The following is a 23,502-nucleotide window of genomic DNA, read 5'->3' on the forward strand; positions in this document are numbered from 1 at the left end:
CAGTGGCAGGACTGTCATCAGACCGTGAAATCCTGCCAACTCTGCGGCACACTGGTCGGCATGCTGAAGAACGTGGCCGCAGTGCTGCTCGACGGTGTGCATCCCTTCGAACTCGGCGTCGTCTGCGAGGTGTTCGGCCTCGACCGGGGTGACGCGGGACTGCCCGTGTACGACTTCGCGGTGGTCTCCGCCGAGAGCCCGTCCCTGACCACCCATGTCCCCGGCATGACGGTCTCCACCCCGTACGGCCTCGAACGGCTCGCGGAGGCCGACCTCATCGCGATCCCGTCGGCGGGCCGGCGCTTCGACTCCTACCCGCCGGACCTCCTCGACGCGCTGCGCGAGGCCGTGGACCGGGGAGCGCGCGTGCTCAGCCTCTGCGCGGGCGTCTTCGTCCTCGGCGCCGCCGGACTGCTGGACGGCCGCCGCTGCGCGGTCCACTGGCGGTACGCGCGTCAGCTCGCCCGGCAGTTCCCGCGCACCCGCGTCGACCAGGACGTGCTCTACGTCGACGAGGGCCCGGTGATCACGTCGGCCGGCACCGCCGCGGGCATCGACGCCTGTCTGCACATCGTGCGGACCGAGCACGGCGCCGAAGTGGCCAACACCATCGCGCGGCGCATGGTCGTCCCGCCGCACCGCGACGGCGGCCAGGCCCAGTACGTGGAGCGGCCGCTGCCGACGACGCGGTGCGACACCGTCGGCGAGGTGCTGGCCTGGATGGAGCGGCACCTGGCCGATCCGGTGACCGTGGAGGAGCTGGCGGCGCGGGCGCTCATGTCGCCGCGCACCTTCGCCCGCCGCTTCCTCCAGGAGACGGGCACCACGCCGTACCGCTGGCTGCTGCGCCAGCGGGTGCTGTTCGCCCAGGAGTTGCTGGAGGGCACGGACGAGACGGTGGACGCCATCGCCGGGCGCGCCGGGTTCGGCAACGCCGCGGCGATGCGCCACCAGTTCATGAAGGTGCTCGGCACGACCCCGAACGCCTTCCGCCGCACCTTCCGGGTACGACTGGCCGGCTAGCTGCGCCTAAGGCTTGCGCGCCTCCACCCGCAGCACGGCCTTCCGGGGCTGCAGGGTGATGCCGAGGCGCGGGGTCGAGTCCGTCTCCGGCACCCGCACGAACCGCCACTTGGTCACCAAGGTGCCCAGGGTCAGCGCCAGTTCGGTCATGCTGTAGTGATCGCCCGGGCACTTGCGGTTGCCGGTGCCGAAGGGCTGGTGCGCGGTCTGCGCGGCGGCCGTGCGGCGCTCCGGCAGCCAGCGGTCGGGGTCGAAGTCCAGCGCGTCCTCGAAGGAGCGCGGGTCGCGCTGCATCGCGTACGGGCTGTAGAAGATGTCGGTCCCGGCCGGAATCCGGTACCCGCCGAGCTCGGTGTCGACGGCCGCGACTCGGGTGAATATCCAGGCCGCCGGTCGAATCCGCATCGACTCGGTGATGAGATTCCGCATATATGCGAGTTTCTTGAGGTCGCCGAAAGCGACCGGCCGGCCACCCGTGACAGATTCAACTTCTTCGTACAACCGCCTTTCGTGCTCGGGGTGTTCGGCGAGAAGTTGCAGGGTCCAGGCCAACGTCTTCGCCACATTCTCGCCACCGGCGACGAGGAGCGCGATGACTTGGTCGTGGGCCTCTTGTTCGGGGACCAGTTCGCCGTTCTCGTCGCGGGCCTGAAGCAATGTGGTGAGGAGGTCGTCCGGATTGCTTCCCGAAGCCGTCGCTCCCCTTCGCTCGTCGATGATCTCGTCGACCAGCCGATGCAAATCGGCCAATGCCCGCTCGAATCGCCGATTGGCCGGAAGAGGCAGTCGGTAGAACGGTCCGACGGAGAGAATCATCCGCCGGTACATACCGTCGAAGACGGTGCCGAGGGCCGTGCACAGCCGCTCGGCGCGCTCGTCGAGCGCCTCGACGCACAGCAGTGAACGGGCCGCCGTGCGGGTCGCGGTGCGGAACATCTCGCCGGCGATGTCGACGGTCCGGCCGTCGCGCAGCCCGTCGGCGGTGCGCTGCGCCTCCTCCGCCATCAGCACGCCGTACTCGGCGATCCGGTCCGGCCGGAACGCGGGCTGCAGCGTGCGGCGCTGGCGGCGGTGCCGCGGTCCGTTGCTGGTCGCCACGCCCTGGCCGAGCAGCACCCCGAGTGTGTCCCACAGGGCGCCGCCGACCAGGAAGTCCGGGCTCCGCAGGAGCCGTTCGACGAGTTCCGGGGAGTTCACCGCGTAGGCGGTCCTCGGCCCCAGCCTGATCCGCACCACGTCGCCGCCGTCGCGCAGCGAGGTGAGGAAGCCGAGCGGGTCGCGCAGCAGGTTCCAGGCGTGGCCGACGAGGGGCGCGCCGCCGGGGGCGGGCGGCGGCTCGGTCGGTGCCTCAGGTATCTGTTCCTGGTTCGGGAGTGTGGATTCGAGGGTCATGCGCGGTCACCCACCTGATCGGTCCTGGGCGTGTCGGTGATGTACGGCGGGGTGGCCCGGTCGTCCCAGGTGTCGACCTGATAGCGCCCCGATTCGTGATGGAACCAGTACACGGAGCTGAACCAGTTCCTCATGTTCTCGACGCACGACCTGATGGCCGTCGCGAGTTCTATTCCGTGCGGTCCGATCTGTTCCGCGGAGACCACGGTCAGCTCGATCTGCTGTTCCGCACCGAGGAAATCGGAGATGGTTCCCTCGACCCTTCGGTGGACTTCCTTCACGGCTTCCCGCACGGAAATGCCCTCATGCTTGATGAGGCTTATCCCGAGGTTGTGCAATTCCTGTCCCGCGAGTTCCTTGGGCAGCGAGCAGAGGTCGTTGTACCAGGCGGAGAAATCCTGGGTCGCGAGCGCGGCCCGCATGAATGCCTCGTTCTTCCGCACCCAGGTGGGGAGTTCGTACTGGGCGACCGGTTCGAGCAGATCGATCCAGATCCAGTGTGCGAAAGTCCGCCGCCGCAGACGGATGTATTCGTCGACCGTCGGAACGGTCCCCGTCATCCTGTTGCGGAACTCCTCGTCGTACGCGTCGATCACCACGTGGAAGTGGCGGGCGAAGCGGGCGTCCCAGGACCGGCTCAGCCGTCCGTAGAACCGGTCGAAGCAGTCCGCGAACCCCGCGACCAGTGGCTCCGGGTGGTCCAGGTGCAGCCGCGGGGCCTCCGTGGCCGCGTGCAACTGGACGACGAGCCGGTGCCAGTTGGCCGTCCTGCCGTGCACCACGTCACGGTCGTGCCGGTCGTCCCAGGCGAAGAACCACGCACTGAAGTCCGCTATCGCCGCGAGCAGGTCGTCGGGCGCCCCCATGTAGTAGCCCGCGACCAAGTCCGTGTAGCACAGACCGTCGGCATATTTCGCCACCTTGTCGGCGGGCATGAGCCGCTTTTCGAGGAGCCAGGTGCGCGTCTTCTCCTGGAGCTTTGGCCAATACGGATGCAGTTTGCGAGGAAACGCGTCCTCGATCACCGGTAGTGCCAGCGCCGGCGGTACTGCCGCATGTGGAGCATGTGGATAGGCAGGCACGAAGAAGCCCCTCTCTGTCGGCCGAAGGCGTACACCCCTCCCGCAGTGCCGGGCGCGCGCCGTTGCGTATCCCCGCGCTTTCTATTCAGCACCACAACTGACCGTTCTGGGAACGGATTTGCTCCCCTCACTACCCCTAGTCACCGGATTCGTCCCCTTACATGACCGGATCTGAATCATGTGGGGCCGGTCCTGTTCGCACACGCGGGCGCACGCCCACACATGCGAACGGCGCCTGGCCGGATCTCTCCGGGCCAGGCGCCGTTTCGCGACGCGGTGTGGATCAGTCGTTGGCGACCACGGGGTAGCGCGGGGTGCCCTCTTCCATCTGCTTCAGGGCGTTCTTGCGCTCACGCTTCGACAGCCGGTCGATGTAGAGGTACCCGTACAGGTGATCCGTCTCGTGCTGGAGGCAGCGGGCGAAGTAGCCGGTGCCGCGCACGGTGATGGCGTTGCCCTTCTCGTCCTGCCCGGTGACCACGGCGTAGTCGGGGCGCGCGAGTTCGGCGTAGGCCGTCGGGACGGACAGGCAGCCCTCGTTGGAGTCGTCGAGGCGGCGCTGGTCGGCGGGCAGCTCGCGCAGCACCGGGTTGCAGACGACGCCGGTGTGGCGCACGCCCTCGTCGTCCGGGCAGTCGTACACGAAGACCTTGCGGTCCACGCCGATCTGGTTGGCGGCGAGGCCGACGCCCTCGGCGGTGCGCTGACTGGCGAACATGTCGTCGACCAGCTGGGCCAGCTCGTCGTCGAACTCGGTGACGTCCTTGCACTCCTTGTGCAGGACCGGGTTCCCCACGACGGTGATCGGCCGCGACGTCCCCCGCTCCCGGTACGCCGCCTCGCGCGCCTCGCAGTCCTCGGTGTCGACGACGAATCCCTCGTCGTCGACGGGGAGCACGCCGCCGTGCTGCTGGTCGTCGGTGTCCTGCTGAGCCATGACGGACGTGAGCCTTCCTGGGAATACGCGGGGTTACCTCTACAGGGTACGGGGAGCAGAGCCCCGCCAGGGGCGCGGGACAGTGCCGGTCAGCGGCTGCGCCGCGGGGCGCGCCCGGCCACAGCAAACCGTCAGACGGTAGCGGCGCTCAGCACACCTCTTCAAGATCCCGCCAGTCGCGGGAATCCGGCGAATCGGCGACCCACCCGTCGAGCAGCCCCCGCACCAGAGAAGCCGGCGCAGCCACCCCGCACTCCCGCTCGGGCACCCACAACTGCCCGTCGGTCCGGTGCCCCAGCGGCCCGGGATGCCCCGGCTCACTGTGGTCGTGCGGGTCGAGATGCTCCTCGTCGCCCTCGTCGGACGGCATCCGGGACTCCGAGCACATCCGGCACAGCAGCCGCACCGACGACGACCAGTCCTCGGCGGCGAACCCGGCGTCGGCGGCCAGCCGCTCCAGGGCGTCCCGGTCGGACTCGGTGGCGGCCTCCAGGAGCACGACCCAGGTGGGCACCGGCGAGGGCGCCCACAGCTCGATCTCGTCGAAGACCGGGAAGGAGTGTCCGGCGGCGGTGCTCCGCTCGCCGTGCGGCACCCCGTCGTGCAGCACGACCTCGCCCCAGCGCCGCCCGGAGGAGGGCAGCGGGATGGACAGCACCTCGATGCGCGCGGGGTCGAGCCTGCGCCCCCACACGACCTCGGCCTCACCCTCCGGCGAGAGCCGCACGGCCGCGCTGCCCAGCTCCATGCCGGTGGGCTCGCCGGCGGCCGTGGCACCGCCGGGCACCCGCAGCCCGTACGCCTGCCAGGCCCGCCGCGCCAGCGGCCAGTCCTGGAGGGCGGTGGCGGCGATCCCGACGTTCCACCAGTCCGGGGCGCCGGTCTCGCGGTCCAGCAGCGCGACGGCGCGCAGTCCCGCGGTGCGGGCCTGCTCCCAGTCGTGCCGGAACTTGTGCAGCAGCGCGAGGTTGAACCAGGACTCGGAGAGCCACGGCTCCAGGTCGGCGGCGCGGGTGAGCAGAGCCCCCGCGTCCTCGTACCGCCCGTCGCCGATCAGCGTGAACGCACGATCTGTGGCCTGCCGCCACGAGGCGGAGGGCCGGTGCCGTCCCTTGCCGAAGATCCTCACGATTCCCGCCTGCCGATACTTGAGGCCCGTGCCCCCGGACCCCCTCTTTGGTCGCTCTTTTGCATCCAACCACGGACGGTCGGAGACCCGCTCATTACCCATGGGTTACCCCGCCGACCCTAGGCTCAGGCCAGGGTGCGACACCACCCTGGCCAGTGCCTCGACGACCTCCGGCTGGTACTCCCTGCCGGTGGCCAGACGCAGTCCTTCCAGGGCGGCGAGCGGTCCCTGAGGACCCGTTCCCCGGGCCATCTCGTCGTAGGCGTTCGCTGTCCGCACAATCCGAGCGGGGAGCGGCTGTTCCCGGTACGGATCGGCCAGCCGCTCGACGACCACGGCCACCTGGGCGTCCACCCCGGTCTGCCGGACGACGGCGCCGCCGAGGAGGGCGATGCGGCGCTGCTGGGTCACCGGCAGGGTCGCGGTGGCCCCGTCCCGCACCGGGTCGACGAGCGACAGCTGCCCGATGTCGTGCATCAGGGCCGCGTACTCCAGAACGGTCAGGTCGGGCCCGGAGAGCCCCATCTCACGCCCTATGGCACGGCTCAGCGCCGCGACCCGGTGGGCGTGCCCGTGCGGGGTGTACCCGGCGATCTCGGTGGCGCGGGCCAGCGAGGCAATGGTCTGGCGGTACGTGGCGCGGACCGCGGAGTAGCGCCGGAAGGCCAGCTGGGTCAGGAGCAGCGGCAGGCTGATCACGGGCAGCGCCCACAGCCCGGCGACGGCCACGGCCAGCGCCAGCACGGCCCCGGTCGCGCCGACGGCGGTGCCGATGCCGAGCATGGCCCGCATCTCGTCGCGCAGCAGCGGCCCGAACGGCCACCGGGTGCGGGCGTGCGCCATGGCGGCGGCGAGCACGGCGTCGCAGAGCCCGGTCAGCGCCAGCAGCCCGACGACGAACAGCGCGTAGAACGCTCCGTCGCCGAACCACTCCTCGACCTTGCCCCGGTTGTACAGCGGCTGGAAGCAGGCGGCGGCGAACCAGACGGTCAGCACGCGCCGCGCCATGTGGTCGAGTGAGGGCCCGCGGCCCCGGGCCACGTGCGGGACGCAGCCGACGAGCGCGCCCGCCACGGCGACGGCGACGACCTGGAGCACCCCGTGGTGCGTGCTGTGTCCGGCGACCGATCCCAGCAGCGCGTACGCCAGCGCCCCCGCGGCCCCGAGCGGCGCCGACTCCCGGTCCCCGCCCCCGCCCCAGCGCGCCAGCTCACCCACGCCGACCAACACCGCGAACCCGAGCGCGACCCCTCGTTCATCGACACCGCGCGCGACAACGCTGCCCAACGCCACCAGACTGACGACCCCGGCGACGATGTAGACGCCCGCCACCGCCTTGGGCAGTCTGCCGCCGGGGGCGGCAGAGTGGGCAAGGCGGCCCCCGGCGCCGGGTGCGCCTCCTGCGGGCTCCGGCCGCGGTCCCGGCACGGAACCCTCGGTGCCGGACGCACGCCCCTCGGGCCCGCCCCCGCTCACCGTGCCGAAGCCCCGCGCAGCGGCACCGTCTCGCCCCGGGCGACAGAAACCCCGCCCGCCTCGTCCGCCGTCACCATCGGATGCCACCCCTCCCGATCGAGCGCCCGCACCAGCGCCCCCACCATCACCGGATCGAACTGCGTCCCCGCACACCGCTCCAGCTCGGCGACGGCCACCGGCACAGGCCGCGCCCGCGAGTACGTCCGCGTCGACGTCATCGCGTCGAAGGCGTCGGCCACCGCCACGACCCGGGCGAACTCCGGAATCTCCGTCCCCACGAGCCCGTACGGGTATCCGCTCCCGTCCAGCCGCTCGTGGTGGTGCAGGATCGCGGACCGCACCTCCCCCAGGAACCCGATGCCGCGCACCATCTCGTGCCCGTACTCCGGATGCAGTTCGATGACCTTGCGCTCCTCCGGCGTCAGCGGCCCGTCCTTGCGCAGCAGCCGCGTCGGCACCCCGAGCTTGCCCACGTCGTGCAGGATCCCGGCGAACCGCAGCACCTCGGCCCGCTCCCCGGGCATCCCCAGCTCACGGGCGATCATCATGGACGCCTGCCCGACCCGCTCGCTGTGCCCGCGCGTGTAGCCGTCCTTGATGTCGACGGCCTGCACGAGGGCGCGGATGGTCGCCTGGTGGGCCGAGCGCTCACGCTGGTACTGGGCGAACACCCAGCAGGAGATGCACATCGGCAGCACGACGAGCAGCGCGGCCACCGGCCCGTACGAGCTCGTCCACAGCACCGCCATCATCAGCCCGGCGAGCCCGTGCACGGCCACCGGCGCGAGGGTGCGCAGAAAGAGGCCGCGCCAGGCGCTCCGGAGCGGTACGCGCTCGGCCGCGGCGAGGATGCCCCCGTCGAGCACGGTGAGCACGGCGCAGAGGACGAGCACGGCGGCGCCACCGGGCACCAGCGCGTACGGGAACCGTGGCCCGGAGACCGCGCCGGGTCCGCCGAGCGCCTCGAAGACCTGCGCCGACGCCCATACGGCGACGGCGAGTTGGGCCGCCCGCCACACGCGGCGCAGCCACTTCGGGTGCTGTTCGACCTGCCCGAGCAGGGCGCCGGGAACGGCGACGAGCGCGGCGGCCGACGGCGGCAGCAGAAACGCTCCTGCAAGCAGTACGGGGTAGAACGTGCCCATGCCCCGGGGTCCGCGCCCGGCCAGACCGCAGGCCACGTACACACACGCGAGCAGCGCGACAGCGGGCCAGGAGGTACCGGTCGAGAACGCGGGCGCCGCGCAGAAGGCGCCCGCGCCCGCCGTCAGGAGCACATACGCACCGGCCATCGGCGTAACCGACCGCATGCCCAACTCCCTCCCCGTGACGTTCCGTTCACGGAGACCAGAGATTAGGCCGCGGGACGCGCCGCCCGGGCGCCATCACGTCGAATACCGGGACAGAGGGCCCTGGATTAGCACGATCGAGTGAAACTGACGGCGAACCGTCTCCCAACTGCCTCAGGAGGTGGGGCAGTTGGGTACGACGATGAGAGGAGGCCGGCCGGGCTCAGGCGAGCGGGGTGCCCTCGTCGGGTGCGCCCTGGCCGGAGCGGATCACTTCGATCCGCCCCATGACCTTGGCCCGCAGATCGCTGGGCACGTCGTCCGAGCCGCAGCAGCGCTTGACCAGCTTCTTCACGGCCTGCTCCAGGCCGTACTTCTCCAGGCACGGGGAGCACTCCTCGAAGTGCACCTCGAACTTGGTGCAGTCGGAGTCCGGCATCTCATGGTCGAGAAACTCGTAGAGATGATCGAGAACTTCACTGCAGTCCGTCTCGTGCGGCTCTCCGCAGCTCATGAGCCCGAGCCTTTCGCTTCGTTCGACTCTCCGGCGCCGGCCGGGACGAGCCCGCGGTCACGGGCGTAGTCCTCCAGCATGCCGCGCAGCTGGCGGCGTCCCCGGTGGAGCCGGGACATCACAGTCCCGATGGGTGTCCCCATGATGTCCGCGATCTCCTTGTACGCAAAGCCCTCTACGTCGGCGAGATAGACCGCGATGCGGAATTCCTCCGGGATCGCCTGCAGCGCGGACTTCACGTCCGAGTCCGGCAGGTGGTCGAGCGCCTGCGACTCGGCCGAGCGCAGACCGGTCGACATGTGCGACTCCGCGCGCGCGAGCTGCCAGTCCTCGATCTCCTCGGCGGCACTGCGCTGGGGCTCGCGCTGCTTCTTGCGGTACGAGTTGATGAAGGTGTTCGTCAGGATGCGGTACAGCCACGCCTTGAGGTTGGTGCCCTCACGGAACTGGTGGAACGACGCGTACGCCTTCGCGTACGTCTCCTGCACCAGATCCTCGGCGTCCGCCGGATTGCGCGTCATCCGCAGCGCGGCCGAGTACATCTGGTCGAGGAACTCCAGCGCGTCCCGCTCGAAGCGCGCACTGCGCTCGGTGGCGGTCTCCACCGGCTCGGGCCGCTCGTCGGGCTGGCCGTGTTCGGTCCCTGCGTCGGTCCCTGTGACCGGACCCACCTCCTCAAGCGACGTCGTGGAACCCGGGAAGGCTCCACCCGAATCGGAGGATAGACGACGATCCGGTCCGCCCGCCGCCCGAATAGGAGCGGTCTTGGCAGCCGTCAGCACGCTCCACTCCAGGTCAGGAGCGGTGCTACGACTGGGGCAGATGGTCGAACCCATGCGGCGGACTTCCTCTCGTACGAATGGTGTGCACCGGTAGTGGGCACAACAGTCGTCCCGCGCTCCACATTCCCGGTGTTCACCCGGGGTTCAGGCGAGTGACCGGGCCCACGCGGCGACGGCGTCGGTGATCGTCCCGAGGGCCTCGTCCTGGCCGACGGGGGCGCGCTTGGGGACGGCGAAGCCGTGATCGCCGTACGGCACTTCCACGAGTTCGTAGAGCGGGGAGTCCGGGAACTCGGCGGGCTTGCCGAACGGGTCGTTGCCGCCCTGCACGACGAGGGTCGGCACCCCTGCGCCGAGCAGTTCCCCGGCCCGCGACTTCTCCGGCTTGCCCGGCGGGTGCAGCGGGAAGCTCAGGGCGAGGACGGCGGCGGCGCCGAGGTCGGTGGCGGTGCGGCAGGCGACGCGGGCGCCGGCGCTGCGGCCCGCGGCGATCACCGGGAGTCCGGGGACGGTCAGCGCGGGCCACAGGTCGTGCCAGGCGGCGTCGAGGGTCTTCGGCGCCGGGGCCACCTTCTTCCCGGCCACGCGCCAGGGCTGCTCCACCAGGGCGACGGTCACTCCGTGGGTGGGCAGGGTCGTGGCGAGGGCCTGAAGATCACGCGCCTCGATCCCTCCACCGGCGCCGTGGCTCGCCGCCAGGACCAGGGTGGGGTGCGGGGCCGGATACCAGGCGATGCGCGCATCGCCGCTCCGCGTGGTCACGGTCTGGGTCTCGGTTGCTGGGGTCACGCGATCATGGTGCCGGGTGGGGGCCCGGTTCGGCGCCCGCGGCCACGCCTCGGCCAGCCGCGCAGTTCCCCGCGCCCCTGGATCGTCTTTCGGGCGCGGCTCTCGTCGTGGCTGGTCGCGCAGTTCCCCGCGCCCCTGGGCAGTTCGTTCGCCTGCGGCCCGGCGGCCGCTTCTCGCGCAGTTCCCCGCGCCCCTTCATGGGTTGTCGGTCAAGTGCGCCGCCGTCGTGGCTGGTCGCGCAGTTCCCCGCGCCCCTGGATCGTCTTTCGAGCGCGGCTCTCGTCGTGGCTGGTCGCGCAGTTCCCCGCGCCCCTGAGGCTGCGCTCCACGCGCCTCCCGATGGGGGTAGCGGGGGCGCGCCTCTCCCGATGGGGCAGCGGTGGCGGGCCTCTCTGATGAGATGGCGCACGAAGTGCGCATCTCAGGGGCGCGGGGAACTGCGCGACCAGCCCCCACCGGCCGTCAGCCGACGACGAGACGCAGGTTTTTTTGGGGGCGCGGGGAACTGCGCGACCAGCCACCGGCGAGAGGTGCGCCGGGGCTAGAACAGTGTGCCCTCCTCCGGGCCCTCCAGTTCCGTCAGCAGCTCGGGACCGTTGTTGCGGACATTGCTCACGGCAGTGGACACGGGATAGGCCCGCATCAGCCCCTCCGGCGGCGCCGCCAGCAACCCCCGTACGTCCTCCACATCGGTACGCGAAGGATCGAGCCACGCATCCCACCGATCCGGCGTCAGCATCAACGGCATCCGGGGATGAATGTCGGAAAGCGACCGCGGCCCCTCCTCGGGCGCGACCCCGAGCGGAGCCGTCTCGGCCTCAAGAGTGATCACGGAGCACGTCACCCACCAGGCCAGCGGATGCTCGTCGGGCAGCGTGCGGTCGCGCCAGAACTCGTACAGCCCCGCCATCGCGAAGACGGACCCGTCGGCGGGCGTCACGAAATAGGGCTGCTTGCGGGGCCGCTTCTTCTTGCCCTCGACCTCGAGATCCCGCTCACCGGTCCCGGTCACCCACTCGTAATAGCCGTCGGCGGGCACGATGCAGCGCCGCGCGGCGAAGGCCCGCCGGTACGACGGCTTCTCGTGGACGGTCTCGGCCCGCGCGTTGATCATGCGGGCCCCGCCCTCGGGGGTCTTCGCCCACGACGGCACCAGCCCCCACTTCAGCTTGCGCAACTGGCGAACCGGACGCGGGTCGTCGGCGTCTTTCACGGGGCGGTCGAGAACCGCGTAGACCTCCTTGGTGGGGGCCACGTTGAAGTCGGGCTCGAAGGCCTCCTCCGGCTCCCACTTCTCGATCTCAAAGATTCCTGCGAGATCCTCGGGCCCACGACTCGATGCATACCGTCCGCACATACGTGCCACAGTGCCAGAAGCAAGCCGCCCACCGAACGGGAGCCGGGAAGAACCATGGACGCCAGCCTCTGGGACCGGATCTTCGGAACCCAGTCCGACCCCGACCTGTGGGTGGTGATCGCCACCGGCGTCGTCGCCCTCGCCGCGATCGTCCCGCACAACGTCTGGCGCCTCTCGCGCAACGCCATCACCATCGCCCACGAGGGCGGCCACGGTCTGATCGCGCTGCTGATGGGCCGCCGCCTCGACGGCATCCGGCTGCACTCGGACACCAGCGGCCTGACCGTCAGCCGCGGCAAGCCGCACGGCCTCGGCATGATCCTGACCGCGGCCGCCGGATACACGGCCCCGCCGCTGCTCGGCCTGGGCGGCGCCGCGCTGCTCGGCGCCGGGCACATCACGCTGCTGCTCTGGCTCGCCACGGCGCTGCTGGTCGCGATGCTGGTGATGATCAGGAACGCGTACGGGGTGCTCACGGTCGTGATCTCGGGCGGCGCGTTCCTGCTGGTGTCCTGGCTGGCGGGGCCGCAGGTGCAGGCGGCGTTCGCGTACGCGGTGGTGTGGTTCCTGCTGCTCGGCGGCGTCCGTCCGGCGTTCGAGCTCCAGTCGAAGCGGCGCAGGGGCGGCGCGGGCGACTCGGACGCGGACCAGCTCTCCCGCCTCACGCACGTCCCCGCGGGAATGTGGCTGTTTTTCTTCCACGCCGTCTCACTGTGCTCACTACTGGGCGGTGGCCGCTGGCTGCTGGGGCGGTGAACAGGTGGGTCCGGACGCGCCCACTAAAGTAAAGGCATGACCACGAACCCCGCGCACACCGCCCTCTGGCCCGCCCCGCTCGCGAGCGGCGCCGTCGACGCGACCGTCCAGGTGCCGGGGTCCAAATCCGTCACCAACCGCGCGCTCGTCCTCGCCGCCCTCGCCGCCGAGCCGGGCTGGCTGCGCCGCCCGCTGCGCTCGCGCGACACCCTGCTGATGGCGGGCGCCCTGCGCGCCCTGGGCGTCGGCATCGAGGAGGGCGTCGGCCCCGACGGCTCCGGTGAGGCCTGGCGCGTCATCCCGGCCGTCCTCCAGGGCCCGGCCACGGTCGACGTGGGCAACGCGGGGACGGTCATGCGCTTCCTGCCGCCGGTCGCGGCGCTCGCCGACGGGCCGATCCGGTTCGACGGCGACCCCCGTTCGTACGAGCGTCCGCTGCACGGCGTGATCGACGCGCTGCGCGCGCTCGGCGCCCGGATCGACGACAAGAACCGGGGCGCGCTCCCCCTGACCGTGCACGGCGGCGGCGCGCTCGACGGCGGCCCGGTCGAGATCGACGCCTCGTCCTCGTCCCAGTTCGTGTCGGCCCTGCTGCTGTCGGCCCCGCGCTTCAACCAGGGCGTCGAGGTCCGCCACACCGGCTCGACGCTGCCCTCGATGCCGCACATCCGGATGACGGTCGACATGCTGCGCGCGGTCGGCGCCCAGGTGGACACCCCGGAGTCGGGCGGCGAGGCGAACGTCTGGCGGGTCACGCCGGGCGCCCTGCTCGGCCGGGACATCACCATCGAGCCGGACCTCTCCAACGCCCAGCCGTTCCTGGCCGCCGCGCTGATCACCGGCGGCACGGTCACGATCCCCGACTGGCCGGCCCACACCACCCAGCCCGGCGACGCGCTGCGCGACATCTTCACGCAGATGGGCGGCGCCTGTGAGCTGACCGAGCGGGGCCTGGAGTTCACCGGCTCCGGCACCGTGCACGGCATCGACGTGGACCTGAGCGAGGTCGGCGAGCTGACCCCCGGCATCGCGGCCGTCGCGGCCCTCGCCGACGGCCCGTCCACCCTGCGCGGCGTCGCTCACCTGCGCCTGCACGAGACGGACCGCCTCGCGGCGCTCACCAAGGAGATCAACGAGCTGGGCGGTGACGTCACCGAGACCGCCGACGGCCTGCACATCCGCCCGCGCCGTCTGCACGGCGGGATCTTCCACACGTACGACGACCACCGCATGGCGACCGCGGGCGCGATCATCGGCCTGGCCGTGGAGGGCGTACAGATCGAGAACGTGGCGACGACCGCGAAGACGCTGCCGGACTTCCCGGACATGTGGACCGCGATGCTCGGGACCGACCGGTCGTAGGGAACATCGCGATGCGCCGCTACGGCAAGAACACCGACGAGGACGACATCCGCCAGCGCCCCAACCGCAAGGGGAACCGGCCGCGGACGAACATCCGGCCCAAGCACGAGGACGCGGCGGAGGGCATGGTCCTCACCGTGGACCGGGGGCGGCTCACCGTCCTCATCGACGACGTCCCGGTCACCGCGATGAAGGCGCGTGAGCTGGGCCGCAAGGCGGCGGTCGTGGGCGACCGGGTCTCCGTCGTCGGAGACCTGTCCGGCAAGAAGGACACCCTGGCCCGCATCGTGCGCATCGAGCCGCGCACCTCGGTGCTGCGCCGGACGGCGGACGACGACGACCCGTACGAGCGTGTCGTCGTCGCCAACGCCGACCAGCTCGCCGTCGTCACCGCCCTCGCCGACCCCGAGCCGCGCCCGCGCATGATCGACCGCTGCCTGGTGGCGGCGTACGACGGCGGTCTCTCCCCGCTCCTGGTCCTGACGAAGTCGGACCTGGCCGATGCGGCCAAGATCCTCGACCTGTACGGCGACCTGGACATCCCCTACGTCGTCACGAGCCGCGAGGAGCTGGAGAACGGCACGGCCGTCGCGCGGGTGCGCGAGCAGCTCGACGGCAAGATCACGGCGTTCGTCGGTCACTCGGGCGTCGGCAAGACGACTCTGGTGAACGCCCTCGTGCCGGACGACCGGCGCCGCTCCACGGGTCACGTCAACGCGGTCACCGGCCGCGGCCGGCACACCACGACCTCGGCGCTCGCCCTGCCGCTGTCGGGCGACGCCGGCTGGGTGATCGACACTCCGGGCGTCCGTTCGTTCGGCCTGCACCACGTGGATCCGTCCCGGGTCATCCACGCCTTCCCCGACCTGGAGCCCGGCACGGAGAACTGCCCGCGCGCGTGCAGCCACGACGAGCCCGACTGCGCCCTGGACGCCTGGGTCGCCGAAGGCCACGCGGATCCGGCGCGGCTGTACTCGCTGCGGCGGCTGCTGGCGACGCGCGAGCGCCGCGAGGGCGACTGACCTCGGCCTTGTTTGCTGCCCCTGCGCCCAGGTAAAGGCATAATCGCACCAAGCCGGACGATCAGTGGGAACGCGGGAGGCACATCACATGGCGTGGCTGCTGGTCATCGTCGCCGGGATCCTGGAGACCGGGTTCGCGGTCTGTCTGAAGCTCTCGCACGGCTTCACACGCCTGTGGCCGACGATCGCGTTCGCCTGCTTCGCCCTGGGCAGCTTCGGCCTGCTGACCCTCTCCCTGAAGAAGCTGGACGTGGGCCCCGCGTACGCCGTCTGGACGGGCATCGGCGCCGCCGGCACCGCGATCTACGGCATGATCTTCCTCGGCGACATGGTCTCGACCCTGAAAATCGTCTCGATCAGCCTGGTGGTGGCGGGCGTCATCGGCCTCCAACTCTCGGGCTCGGGCCACTGACCCGTCGTCGTCCGCGGGCCGGTGGGGCTTCTCGCGCAGTTCCCCGCGCCCCTGAGATGCGCACTTCGTGCGGCATCTCATCAGATGAGGCTGCGCGAAGCGCATGCCTCAGGGGCGCGGGGAACCGCGCGACCGGCAACGACGCGAGCCGCACCCCGAAAACCCGGGTCACCCCTGCCGCACCCGCAACGCTTCACGCACAAGCCGCCCCACCCCACCCTCCCCCACCGGCGCCACCACACACGACAGAGCCAGCCGCACCGCCACCTCACAGTCCCGCGCCAACGCCTCGGACTCGGTCTTGGCGGCCCCCGCCACCCCCAGCACGGCCAACGCCCGATCCCGGACGGCGGAGACGAAATCGGCGGGGGCCGGCAACGGCCCGTCCGCCCGCCGCTGCGCCGGCACGGCCGACGACGACGGCACCGCGGACAGGGTCGGCGACGGCAGCCGCTCGCTCCAGCACCCGGTCAGCGCCGCCCGCACCAGCGGATTGCGCCGCGCGGCGGTCACCGTCCACTCGGCGACCCCGTCGAGCCCGCCCTCCTTCAGCGCCCGGTCGACCCCCGCGAGATAGGCGTCGGCCTCCCGTCGTACGAGAGCCCGCGCAAGCCCTTCCTTGCTGCCGAACTCGTTGTAGAGCGTCTGCCGGGACACCCCGGCGACCGCCGCCACGTCCACCATCCGCACACCGCCCCAGGGACGCCGCCCGAGCGCCGTGTAGGCCGCGTCCAACAGGGATTCGCGTGCTGCGGGCATCGTCGCCTCCCGGGGCCGCCGTGGATTCGTACGGCTCGTTTCGCCAGAGTTGACGGGCTTGTCCGCACTGTCAATAGCCCGCACACCGCCCAGGGATGCGGTTATGGCCAAGGCCCCTGTGGCCCCGAACCGATCACGGTCGCTACTGTGCAGTCATGCCCGACTACCACGATGATCTGCGTCTCGCCCACGTCCTCGCCGACGCCGCCGACGCGGCGACCATGGCCCGCTTCAAGGCGCTCGACCTGAAGGTCGAGACGAAGCCCGACATGACGCCGGTGAGCGAGGCCGACAAGGCCGCCGAGGAGCTGATCCGTGGCAACCTCCAGCGGGCCAGGCCGCGGGACGCGATCCTCGGCGAGGAGTACGGCGTCGAGGGCACCGGCCCGCGCCGCTGGGTGATCGACCCGATCGACGGCACGAAGAACTACGTACGCGGGGTGCCGGTCTGGGCCACCCTGATCTCCCTCATGGAGGCGGGCGAGGGCGGCTTCCAGCCGGTGGTCGGCGTCGTGTCGGCCCCCGCGCTCGGCCGCCGCTGGTGGGCGGCGAAGGGCGCGGGCGCGTACACCGGCCGCAGCCTGACCTCCGCGAGCCGGCTGCACGTCTCGCAGGTGAGCCGCATGTCGGACGCCTCCTTCGCGTACTCGTCGCTGAGCGGCTGGGAGGAGCAGGGCCGGCTCGACGGGTTCATGGACCTGACCCGGAAGGTCTGGCGCACGCGCGGCTACGGCGACTTCTGGCCGTACATGATGGTCGCCGAGGGCTCGGTCGACATCTGCGCGGAGCCCGAACTCTCCCTGTGGGACATGGCGGCGACCGCGATCGTGGTGACCGAGGCCGGGGGCACCTTCACCGGCCTCGACGGCACCCCGGGCCCGCACAGCGGCAACGCGGCGGCGTCGAACGGCCTGCTGCACGACGAGATGCTGAGCCACCTCGACGCCCGCTGATTCGGCCTCTTCCGCGCGGCGGGCGCCCCCGAACTCACCTCACGCGCCCTCTTGTTGGCACTCCCTTTACCTGTAACTCTGAGAGTCCCCCCACTTGTGAACTTGTGAACCGCTTCACGGAACCGTCCGACGGGGCCGTGGAGCGGCGGACAGGTACCTCACACAGGAAGGTGGCTCCATCCATGCTCGTCCGCGACGCCATGAGCACGATGGTCCTCACCATCGGACCGACCCACACCCTGCGCCAGGCGGCCCGGCTGATGTCCAGCCGCCGCGTCGGCGCCGCCGTGGTCCTCGACCCCGACGGCTCCGGCATCGGCATCCTGACCGAGCGCGATGTCCTCAACTCCCTCGGCCTGAACCAGAATCCCGACGTCGAGACCGCCGACACCCACACGACGACGGACGTGGTCTTCGCCGCTCCCGCGTGGACCCTGGAGGACGCCGCGCGGGCGATGACGCACGGCGGCTTCCGGCATCTGATCGTGCTCGACGGCCAGGAACCGGTCGGCATCGTCTCGGTGCGCGACATCATCCGCTGCTGGGTCCCGGCCAGGCGGCACGCACCCCCGCTGACCGTCTGAGGACATGCCGGAGGGCCGGCTCCCCCTCGGGGGAGCCGGCCCTCTCGCTCATGCTCAGCGCAGGTCGAACCGGTCCAGGTCCATGACCTTGGTCCACGCCGCGACGAAGTCCTTGACGAACTTCTCCTTGGCGTCGTCGCTCGCGTAGACCTCGGCGAGCGCGCGCAGCTCGGAGTTGGAGCCGAAGACCAGGTCGGCACGGGTGCCGGTCCACTTCACGGCGCCGGAGGCGTCGCGGCCCTCGAACTCGTCCTGCGCGGACGAGGTCGACTTCCACGCGGTGTCCATGTCGAGCAGGTTGACGAAGAAGTCGTTCGTCAGCGTGCCCGGACGGTCGGTGAGAACACCGTGCTTCGAGCCGCCCGCGTTGGCACCGAGGACGCGCAGGCCGCCGACGAGGACGGTCAGCTCGGGCGCGCTCAGGGTGAGCAGGTTGGCCTTGTCGATGAGCAGGAACTCGGCCGGAAGGCGGTTGCCCTTGCCCACGTAGTTGCGGAAGCCGTCGGCGGCCGGCTCGAGAGCGGCGAACGACTCGACGTCCGTCTGCTCCTGCGCGGCGTCGACGCGGCCCGCGGCGAACGGCACCTCGACCTGGACGCCGCCGTCCTTGGCCGCCTGCTCGACGGCCGCGGAGCCCGCGAGCACGATCAGGTCGGCGAGGGAGACCTTCTTGGCGCCCTTGGCGTTGAAGGAGGCCTGTACGCCTTCCAGGGCGCGCAGCACCGTGGCGAGCTCGTCCGGGTTGTTGACCTCCCAGCCGCGCTGCGGCTCCAGGCGGATCCGGGCGCCGTTGGCTCCGCCGCGCTTGTCGCTGCCGCGGAAGGAGGCGGCGGCGGCCCAGGCGGCGGAGACCAGCTGGGAGACGGTCAGGTCGGTGCCGAGGATCTGCTCCTTGAGGGAGGCCACGTCGGCGGCGTCGATCAGCTCGCCCTCACGCGCGGGCAGCGGGTCCTGCCACAGCAGCTCCTCGCTGGGCACCTCGGAACCGAGGTAGCGCACGACCGGGCCCATGTCGCGGTGCGTCAGCTTGTACCAGGCGCGGGCGAAGGCGTCCGCGAACTGGTCGGGGTTCTCGTAGAAGCGGCGCGAGATCTGCTCGTAGACCGGGTCGAAACGCAGCGACAGGTCCGTGGTGAGCATGGTCGGCTTGTGCTTCTTCGCGGAGTCGAAGGCGTCCGGGATGATCTCCTCGGCGTCCTTGGCGATCCACTGGTTGGCACCGGCCGGGCTCTTGGTGAGCTCGTACTCGTACTCGAAGAGGTTCTTGAAGAAGCCGTTGCCCCACTGGGTCGGGGTGCTGGTCCAGGTGACCTCGAGGCCGGACGTGATGGCGTCCTTGCCGACACCGGTGCCGTGCGTGGACTTCCAGCCGAGGCCCTGCTGCTCCATGGGCGAGGCCTCGGGGTCGGCCTCGACGTTGTCGGCCGGGCCCGCGCCGTGGGTCTTGCCGAAGGTGTGGCCACCGGCGATGAGGGCGACGGTCTCCTCGTCGTTCATCGCCATGCGGCGGAAGGTCTCACGGATGTCGCGGGCCGCGGCGATCGGGTCCGGGTTCCCGTTGGGACCCTCGGGGTTGACGTAGATGAGGCCCATCTGCACGGCGCCGAGCGGGTTCTCCAGCTCGCGGTCGCCCGTGTAGCGGCCGTCGCCCAGCCACTCGGTCTCGGGACCCCAGTAGACGTCCTCCTCGGCCTCCCAGACGTCCGCGCGGCCACCGGCGAACCCGAAGGTCTCGAAGCCCATGGTCTCCAGCGCGACATTGCCCGTGAGGATCATGAGGTCGGCCCACGAGATGTTCTTGCCGTACTTCTTCTTCACCGGCCACAGCAGACGGCGCGCCTTGTCGAGCGAGGCGTTGTCCGGCCAGCTGTTGAGCGGCGCGAAGCGCTGCTGACCGGCGCCGGCGCCACCGCGGCCGTCACTGATGCGGTACGTGCCGGCGGAGTGCCAGGCCATCCGGATCATCAGCGGGCCGTAGTTGCCGAAGTCGGCCGGCCACCAGTCCTGCGAGGTGGTGAGCACCTCGGCGATGTCCCGCTTGACGGCCGCGAGGTCCAGCGCGCTGAACGCCTCGCTGTAGTCGAAGTCCTCGCCCATCGGGTTCGCCACCGCGGGGTTCTTCGCGAGGATCTTCAGGTTGAGCCGCTCCGGCCACCACTGACGGTTTCCACCGCCCTGGGTCGGGTGCGCCGCACGCCCGTGCGCGACCGGGCAACCACCCTCCCCCTCCGACTTCGGGTCAGTGACGATTGCTTCGTGATTCTCGGACATTGGGGGCCCTTCCGGAGTCGTCCTGTCGCTTGGCCTGAGCCGTTTGTGATCCTACAATGGACAATGTCTAAGTCAAGCAAAGCTCCAAAGTCACACCCGTTCGGGATCGGCTCCCCTGGCTGTTAGGCTGGATTTCATGAGTGACCTGTTGGAACGACTGCGCGGACGCGGCTGGCGGATGACCGCTCAGCGCCGTGTCGTGGCCGAGGTCCTCGACGGCGACCACGTCCATCTGACGGCCGACGAGGTCCATGCCCGCGCTGTCGCGAAACTGCCCGAGATCTCCCGCGCCACCGTCTACAACACGCTGGGCGAGATGGTGTCCCTCGGTGAGGTCATCGAGGTCGCCACGGACAAGAGGGCCAAGCGCTACGACCCGAACGCGCACCGCCCGCACCAGCACCTCGTCTGCGCGCAGTGCGGCCAGATCCGGGACGTCCACCCGACGGGCAATCCACTGATGAGCCTGCCCGACTCGGAGCGCTTCGGCTTCACGATCTCCGACGTGGAGGTCACGTACCGGGGTCTGTGCCCGGCCTGCAGCCAGCCGTAGCCCGAGCTTTCCGGAGCGGCCCGCACTCTTCTCGGTGCGGGCCGCTTTTGCGTGCCCCCTCCCCTCCCCCCTTCCAGAATCTGACACCCCGTCATATTCTCGCGGCGCCCACCACACATCCCGCACCCCGGAGGGCCCATGCACCCCAAGCTGCACGCCCACGACCTCACCCGCACCTTCGGCCCCACCCACGCCCTCGGCCCCCTGGACCTGACCGTCGCCCCCGGCGAATTCGTCTGCGTGGTGGGCCCGTCGGGCTGCGGCAAGTCCACCCTCCTGCGCATCGCGGCGGGCCTGACCCGCCCCTCCACCGGCACCCTGGAGATCCGCACCACCAGTCCCCGCCCGGCCGCCATGATCTTCCAGGACTACGGCATCTACGACTGGAAGACGGTGCTGGCCAACGTCCGCTTCGGCCTGGACGTCCAGAAGGCCCCGCGCAAAGAGGCGAACGCCCGGGCCCACGACTGGCTGACCCGCATGGGCCTCGCCGACTTCGCCGGCGCCTACCCCTCCGCGCTCTCCGGGGGCATGCGCCAGCGCGTGGCGATCGCCCGGGCCCTGGCGGTGGAGCCCGAGATCCTGCTCATGGACGAGCCCTTCGCCGCGCTCGACGCCCAGCTCCGCACCATCCTCCAGGACGAGCTCCTGGCCCTGACCCAGTCGACACGGACCACGACCCTGTTCATCACGCACAGCCTGGAGGAGGCGATCGTCCTCGGCGACCGCGTCCTGGTGATGTCGGCCCGTCCGGGCCGGGTGATCGCCGAGCGCCGCCCGCCGTTCCCCCGGCCGCGTACCGGGGACATCCGCTCCACTCCCGAATTCACCCACCTCAAGGGCGAGTTGTGGGACCTGCTGCGCGGCGAGGTGCACCAGGAGGCGATCCCGGCATGACGACGACCACTCCCGCAGAAGCCACCGACGGCACCGACGTGCTGGTCCGCGCCCCGGGGCCTCAGGAACTCCACCCCGCCCGCACCCGCCGCAGGCGCCGCACCCTGGAACTCACCCTCGCCGTCGCCGTCCCGCTGCTCCTGGTCCTGCTGTGGCAACTGGCGGCGGACCGGTCCTGGATCGACGACCGCGTCTACCCGGCCCCGTCCACGATCCTGGCCGACGGCTGGGACAGAGCCGCCGACGGAGACCTGTGGCCGGACGTGTGGGCCACCCTCAAGCGGGTCCTCGCGGGCTATGCGATCGGTACGGTGTCGGGCTATCTGCTGGGTCTGCTCATGGGTTCGATCCCCCTGATCCGAGCGGCGCTCGAGCCCTTGCTCGACGCTCTGTACGTCGTACCCAAGCTCGCTCTCCTCCCCGTCTTCCTCAACATGTTCGGCCTCGGCGAAGGCCCTCAGATCGCACTGGTCGCGGCGACCGTTTTCTTCTTCGTGTGGATCTCAACGATGGCGGCGGTGCTCTCGGTTCCCGCCGGGCACCGGGACGCGGGACAAGTTTTCGGCGCGTCCCCGTGGCAGATGTTCCGCCACGTCCTGCTGCCCGCCTCGCTGCCCGCGGTCCTGGTCGGCGCCCGGATAGCGGCGGGCGTGGCCGTGCTCGTGATCGTCGCCTCGGAGCAGATCGCCGCGACGAACGGCCTCGGCCATCTCATCTTCGACGCGCGGGCCCTCTTCCAGAACGACGTGATGTTCGTGGGCATCGTCTGTGTCGCCGTGCTCGGCGTCGTCTTCTCCGAACTGGTCCGGCTCGCGGGCCGGTTCCTCACCCCCTGGGCGCCGCGCGACCGCGGCCGCGGCCAGTCCTGACCTCTCTTCCCGCGTCTTCGTACGGAGGTTCCATGCGCACCAGACACCTGGGTACGGCCCTGCTCGCGACCGGCACCCTCCTGCTCGGCGGCGCCGCCTGCGCCCGGCACGACGACGGCGCCCCCGGCGCCACGGCGGCGCCCCGCACCGTGAAGGCCGTCGACGGCTGCGGCAAGGGCAGCTGGACCGATCCGGCGGACCTGGCGGCCGACCGCAAGCCCGCGCGCTGCGCGTCCGGCGCCCCCGCCCCCGTCAAGCTGGACCGGACCCGCAAGCTGACCATCGCGACCGGCACCCTCAGCGCCGAGTACGTGGCACCGCTCGAAATGGCCGTCGAGAAGGGCGAGTTCAAGAAGGAGGGCCTGGACGTCACACTCAAGGTCCTGCCCACCCCCGACGCCCTCCCCCTGCTCGCCAAGGGCGACATCGACGCGCAGTGGGCGGCCCCCGAGGCGGCCGTGATGAACGGCATCCTGGGCGGCTTCGACATCAAGTGGGTCGCGGGCAACTTCTCCCCCGACCCGCAGTCGAAGAGCGGCCTCTGGGTGCGGCTGAAGAACGGCGAGAGCGCGTCCGGCGTCTCGATGGCGGGCCGGAAGATGGGCACGATGATCGGCAAGGGCTCGGTCATCTCGTACCCGATGAACACGGCGCTGAAGAAGCACGGCGGCGGCCTCGACAAGATCCAGTTCCAGCAGCTCGGCTCGGCGGACGTGCTGACCGCGCTGCAGAACGGCGGCGTCGACTCCGCCTGGCTGCTCGACCCGGTCTGGCGCAAGGTCGACGGCGACGCTCACTACGCGTTCCTCGGCGGCCAGCCCCTCGGCGAGCCGCTGGGCGGCCTGCTGTTCGGCCCGAACCTGCTCTCCGAGGACCCGGACGCGGGCGTGGCGTTCCTGCGGGCGTACATCCGCACGGTGAACACGTACTTCGCGGGCGACTACAAGAAGGACCCGGCCTTCGTGTCCGAGCTGGCCACTCTCCTGAAGACCGACAAGCAGGTCCTGGAGTCGACGCCCTCGCTCCGCATGGACTGGGAGATCCGGGCCGGCACGACGGACCGGCTCCAGAAGGCGTACACGGCGGCCGGGGTCTCGACGGGCGATCCGCTGCCGGAGTCGAAGACGGTGGACAGGAAGCTGTACGAGGAGGCCGTGGGCCACAAGCCGTGAACGCGCCGAAGCCCGGAACCTTGATGGTTCCGGGCTTCGGACTTTCAGTAGCGGGGACAGGATTTGAACCTGCGACCTCTGGGTTATGAGCCCAGCGAGCTACCGAGCTGCTCCACCCCGCG

The 23,502-nt window shown here is 70.9% G+C and carries 23 protein-coding genes and 1 tRNA gene; 11 read left to right on the plus strand and 13 right to left on the minus strand.

Annotated features, from left to right (window positions below; genetic code table 11):
- The first annotated feature begins 60 nt into the window (after window positions 1–60).
- Entirely contained in the window at window positions 61–1,023 is a 963-nt protein-coding gene (locus K377_RS28190; protein ID WP_111666363.1) for a helix-turn-helix domain-containing protein, read from the plus strand.
- Between the two features lie 6 nt (window positions 1,024–1,029).
- On the opposite strand, the gene K377_RS28195 is transcribed toward K377_RS28190, so the two are convergent.
- The 10 genes from K377_RS28195 to K377_RS28240 form a co-directional block, all read right to left on the minus strand.
- Entirely contained in the window at window positions 1,030–2,415 is a 1,386-nt protein-coding gene (locus tag K377_RS28195; RefSeq protein WP_111666364.1) for a cytochrome P450, read from the minus strand.
- Entirely contained in the window at window positions 2,412–3,350 is a 939-nt protein-coding gene (locus K377_RS28200; RefSeq protein WP_237552012.1) for a multidrug MFS transporter, read from the minus strand. The genes K377_RS28195 and K377_RS28200 overlap by 4 nt, the downstream gene beginning before the upstream one ends.
- Window positions 3,351–3,780: 430 nt before the next feature.
- On the minus strand, window positions 3,781–4,434 hold the full coding sequence (gene def, locus K377_RS28205; RefSeq protein ID WP_111666366.1) for a peptide deformylase: 654 nt from the start codon (window positions 4,432–4,434) through the stop codon (window positions 3,781–3,783).
- A 148-nt stretch (window positions 4,435–4,582) separates the two neighbouring features.
- Window positions 4,583–5,563 (minus strand): hypothetical protein, encoded by a 981-nt coding sequence (locus K377_RS28210; RefSeq protein WP_111666367.1) that lies wholly within the window; start codon window positions 5,561–5,563, stop codon window positions 4,583–4,585.
- Window positions 5,564–5,668: 105 nt separating this feature from the next.
- On the minus strand, window positions 5,669–6,880 hold the full coding sequence (locus K377_RS28215) for an HD-GYP domain-containing protein (protein WP_258395151.1): 1,212 nt from the start codon (window positions 6,878–6,880) through the stop codon (window positions 5,669–5,671).
- Window positions 6,881–7,035: 155 nt separating this feature from the next.
- Complete coding sequence (locus K377_RS28220) at window positions 7,036–8,349, minus strand: HD-GYP domain-containing protein (protein ID WP_111666369.1); 1,314 nt, start codon at window positions 8,347–8,349, stop codon at window positions 7,036–7,038.
- Window positions 8,350–8,551: 202 nt separating this feature from the next.
- Window positions 8,552–8,842, minus strand: coding sequence for a mycothiol system anti-sigma-R factor (rsrA, locus tag K377_RS28225; RefSeq protein ID WP_111666370.1), 291 nt, complete (start codon window positions 8,840–8,842; stop codon window positions 8,552–8,554).
- Window positions 8,839–9,513 (minus strand): RNA polymerase sigma factor SigR, encoded by a 675-nt coding sequence (gene sigR, locus K377_RS28230; RefSeq protein ID WP_181512660.1) that lies wholly within the window; start codon window positions 9,511–9,513, stop codon window positions 8,839–8,841. The genes rsrA and sigR overlap by 4 nt, the downstream gene beginning before the upstream one ends.
- A 255-nt stretch (window positions 9,514–9,768) precedes the next feature.
- A complete protein-coding gene (locus K377_RS28235; RefSeq protein ID WP_111666372.1) occupies window positions 9,769–10,413 on the minus strand; it encodes an alpha/beta family hydrolase in 645 nt (214 codons plus the stop codon).
- 541 nt (window positions 10,414–10,954) lie between these two features.
- A complete protein-coding gene (locus K377_RS28240) occupies window positions 10,955–11,770 on the minus strand; it encodes an SOS response-associated peptidase (protein WP_111666373.1) in 816 nt (271 codons plus the stop codon).
- A 54-nt stretch (window positions 11,771–11,824) separates the two neighbouring features.
- On the opposite strand from K377_RS28240, the gene K377_RS28245 reads away from it, so the two are divergent.
- From K377_RS28245 to K377_RS28260, 4 genes are all read left to right on the plus strand, one after another.
- A complete protein-coding gene (locus tag K377_RS28245; protein ID WP_111666374.1) occupies window positions 11,825–12,526 on the plus strand; it encodes a M50 family metallopeptidase in 702 nt (233 codons plus the stop codon).
- A gap of 36 nt (window positions 12,527–12,562) precedes the next feature.
- The gene (gene aroA, locus K377_RS28250; RefSeq protein WP_111666375.1) at window positions 12,563–13,888 is read left to right on the plus strand and encodes a 3-phosphoshikimate 1-carboxyvinyltransferase; all 1,326 of its coding nucleotides are present in this window, start codon (window positions 12,563–12,565) and stop codon (window positions 13,886–13,888) included.
- Between the two features lie 11 nt (window positions 13,889–13,899).
- A complete protein-coding gene (gene rsgA, locus K377_RS28255; protein WP_111666376.1) occupies window positions 13,900–14,910 on the plus strand; it encodes a ribosome small subunit-dependent GTPase A in 1,011 nt (336 codons plus the stop codon).
- A gap of 88 nt (window positions 14,911–14,998) precedes the next feature.
- Window positions 14,999–15,322 carry a multidrug efflux SMR transporter gene (locus K377_RS28260; RefSeq protein WP_111666377.1) on the plus strand — a complete coding sequence of 108 codons (324 nt, stop codon included), beginning with the start codon at window positions 14,999–15,001 and terminating at the stop codon, window positions 15,320–15,322.
- A 168-nt stretch (window positions 15,323–15,490) separates the two neighbouring features.
- Here K377_RS28260 and K377_RS28265 read toward each other — a convergent pair whose 3' ends face one another.
- A complete protein-coding gene (locus tag K377_RS28265) occupies window positions 15,491–16,081 on the minus strand; it encodes a TetR/AcrR family transcriptional regulator (RefSeq protein WP_111666378.1) in 591 nt (196 codons plus the stop codon).
- A gap of 155 nt (window positions 16,082–16,236) precedes the next feature.
- Here K377_RS28265 and hisN point away from each other — a divergent pair, with 155 nt between their 5' ends.
- Both hisN and K377_RS28275 read left to right on the plus strand, forming a co-directional pair.
- Window positions 16,237–17,034 (plus strand): histidinol-phosphatase, encoded by a 798-nt coding sequence (gene hisN / locus K377_RS28270; RefSeq protein ID WP_111666379.1) that lies wholly within the window; start codon window positions 16,237–16,239, stop codon window positions 17,032–17,034.
- 182 nt (window positions 17,035–17,216) lie between these two features.
- Window positions 17,217–17,618 (plus strand): cyclic nucleotide-binding/CBS domain-containing protein, encoded by a 402-nt coding sequence (locus K377_RS28275; RefSeq protein WP_111666380.1) that lies wholly within the window; start codon window positions 17,217–17,219, stop codon window positions 17,616–17,618.
- Between the two features lie 54 nt (window positions 17,619–17,672).
- On the opposite strand, the gene katG is transcribed toward K377_RS28275, so the two are convergent.
- Window positions 17,673–19,889, minus strand: a complete 2,217-nt coding sequence (katG, locus tag K377_RS28280; RefSeq protein WP_111666381.1) for a catalase/peroxidase HPI — start codon at window positions 19,887–19,889, stop codon at window positions 17,673–17,675.
- A gap of 136 nt (window positions 19,890–20,025) precedes the next feature.
- On the opposite strand from katG, the gene K377_RS28285 reads away from it, so the two are divergent.
- From K377_RS28285 to K377_RS28300, 4 genes are all read left to right on the plus strand, one after another.
- A complete protein-coding gene (locus K377_RS28285; protein WP_111666382.1) occupies window positions 20,026–20,442 on the plus strand; it encodes a Fur family transcriptional regulator in 417 nt (138 codons plus the stop codon).
- Window positions 20,443–20,580: 138 nt separating this feature from the next.
- Window positions 20,581–21,339, plus strand: a complete 759-nt coding sequence (locus tag K377_RS28290; protein WP_111666383.1) for an ABC transporter ATP-binding protein — start codon at window positions 20,581–20,583, stop codon at window positions 21,337–21,339.
- Window positions 21,336–22,208, plus strand: coding sequence for an ABC transporter permease (locus tag K377_RS28295; RefSeq protein WP_111666384.1), 873 nt, complete (start codon window positions 21,336–21,338; stop codon window positions 22,206–22,208). The genes K377_RS28290 and K377_RS28295 overlap by 4 nt, the downstream gene beginning before the upstream one ends.
- 32 nt (window positions 22,209–22,240) lie before the next feature.
- The gene (locus K377_RS28300) at window positions 22,241–23,380 is read left to right on the plus strand and encodes an ABC transporter substrate-binding protein (protein ID WP_111666385.1); all 1,140 of its coding nucleotides are present in this window, start codon (window positions 22,241–22,243) and stop codon (window positions 23,378–23,380) included.
- Between the two features lie 48 nt (window positions 23,381–23,428).
- Here the strand turns inward: K377_RS28300 and K377_RS28305 are convergent.
- Window positions 23,429–23,502: transfer RNA gene (locus K377_RS28305), tRNA-Met, on the minus strand.

Source organism: Streptomyces sp. PsTaAH-137, assembly GCF_003259365.1.
Taxonomy (GTDB): domain Bacteria; phylum Actinomycetota; class Actinomycetes; order Streptomycetales; family Streptomycetaceae; genus Streptomyces.

Bases quoted from the DNA above. Each gene is read 5' to 3' on its own strand.
- K377_RS28190 (WP_111666363.1), top strand. From the start codon at position 61: ATGCTGAAGAACGTGGCCGCAGTGCTGCTCGACGGTGTGCATCCCTTC.
- K377_RS28195 (WP_111666364.1), bottom strand. From the start codon at position 2,415: ATGACCCTCGAATCCACACTCCCGAACCAGGAACAGATACCTGAGGCA.
- K377_RS28200 (WP_237552012.1), bottom strand. From the start codon at position 3,350: ATGCCCGCCGACAAGGTGGCGAAATATGCCGACGGTCTGTGCTACACG.
- def (WP_111666366.1), bottom strand. From the start codon at position 4,434: ATGGCTCAGCAGGACACCGACGACCAGCAGCACGGCGGCGTGCTCCCC.
- K377_RS28220 (WP_111666369.1), bottom strand. From the start codon at position 8,349: ATGCGGTCGGTTACGCCGATGGCCGGTGCGTATGTGCTCCTGACGGCG.
- rsrA (WP_111666370.1), bottom strand. From the start codon at position 8,842: ATGAGCTGCGGAGAGCCGCACGAGACGGACTGCAGTGAAGTTCTCGAT.
- K377_RS28240 (WP_111666373.1), bottom strand. From the start codon at position 11,770: ATGTGCGGACGGTATGCATCGAGTCGTGGGCCCGAGGATCTCGCAGGA.
- K377_RS28245 (WP_111666374.1), top strand. From the start codon at position 11,825: ATGGACGCCAGCCTCTGGGACCGGATCTTCGGAACCCAGTCCGACCCC.
- aroA (WP_111666375.1), top strand. From the start codon at position 12,563: ATGACCACGAACCCCGCGCACACCGCCCTCTGGCCCGCCCCGCTCGCG.
- rsgA (WP_111666376.1), top strand. From the start codon at position 13,900: ATGCGCCGCTACGGCAAGAACACCGACGAGGACGACATCCGCCAGCGC.
- K377_RS28260 (WP_111666377.1), top strand. From the start codon at position 14,999: ATGGCGTGGCTGCTGGTCATCGTCGCCGGGATCCTGGAGACCGGGTTC.
- K377_RS28265 (WP_111666378.1), bottom strand. From the start codon at position 16,081: ATGCCCGCAGCACGCGAATCCCTGTTGGACGCGGCCTACACGGCGCTC.
- hisN (WP_111666379.1), top strand. From the start codon at position 16,237: ATGCCCGACTACCACGATGATCTGCGTCTCGCCCACGTCCTCGCCGAC.
- K377_RS28275 (WP_111666380.1), top strand. From the start codon at position 17,217: ATGCTCGTCCGCGACGCCATGAGCACGATGGTCCTCACCATCGGACCG.
- katG (WP_111666381.1), bottom strand. From the start codon at position 19,889: ATGTCCGAGAATCACGAAGCAATCGTCACTGACCCGAAGTCGGAGGGG.
- K377_RS28285 (WP_111666382.1), top strand. From the start codon at position 20,026: ATGAGTGACCTGTTGGAACGACTGCGCGGACGCGGCTGGCGGATGACC.
- K377_RS28290 (WP_111666383.1), top strand. From the start codon at position 20,581: ATGCACCCCAAGCTGCACGCCCACGACCTCACCCGCACCTTCGGCCCC.
- K377_RS28295 (WP_111666384.1), top strand. From the start codon at position 21,336: ATGACGACGACCACTCCCGCAGAAGCCACCGACGGCACCGACGTGCTG.
- K377_RS28300 (WP_111666385.1), top strand. From the start codon at position 22,241: ATGCGCACCAGACACCTGGGTACGGCCCTGCTCGCGACCGGCACCCTC.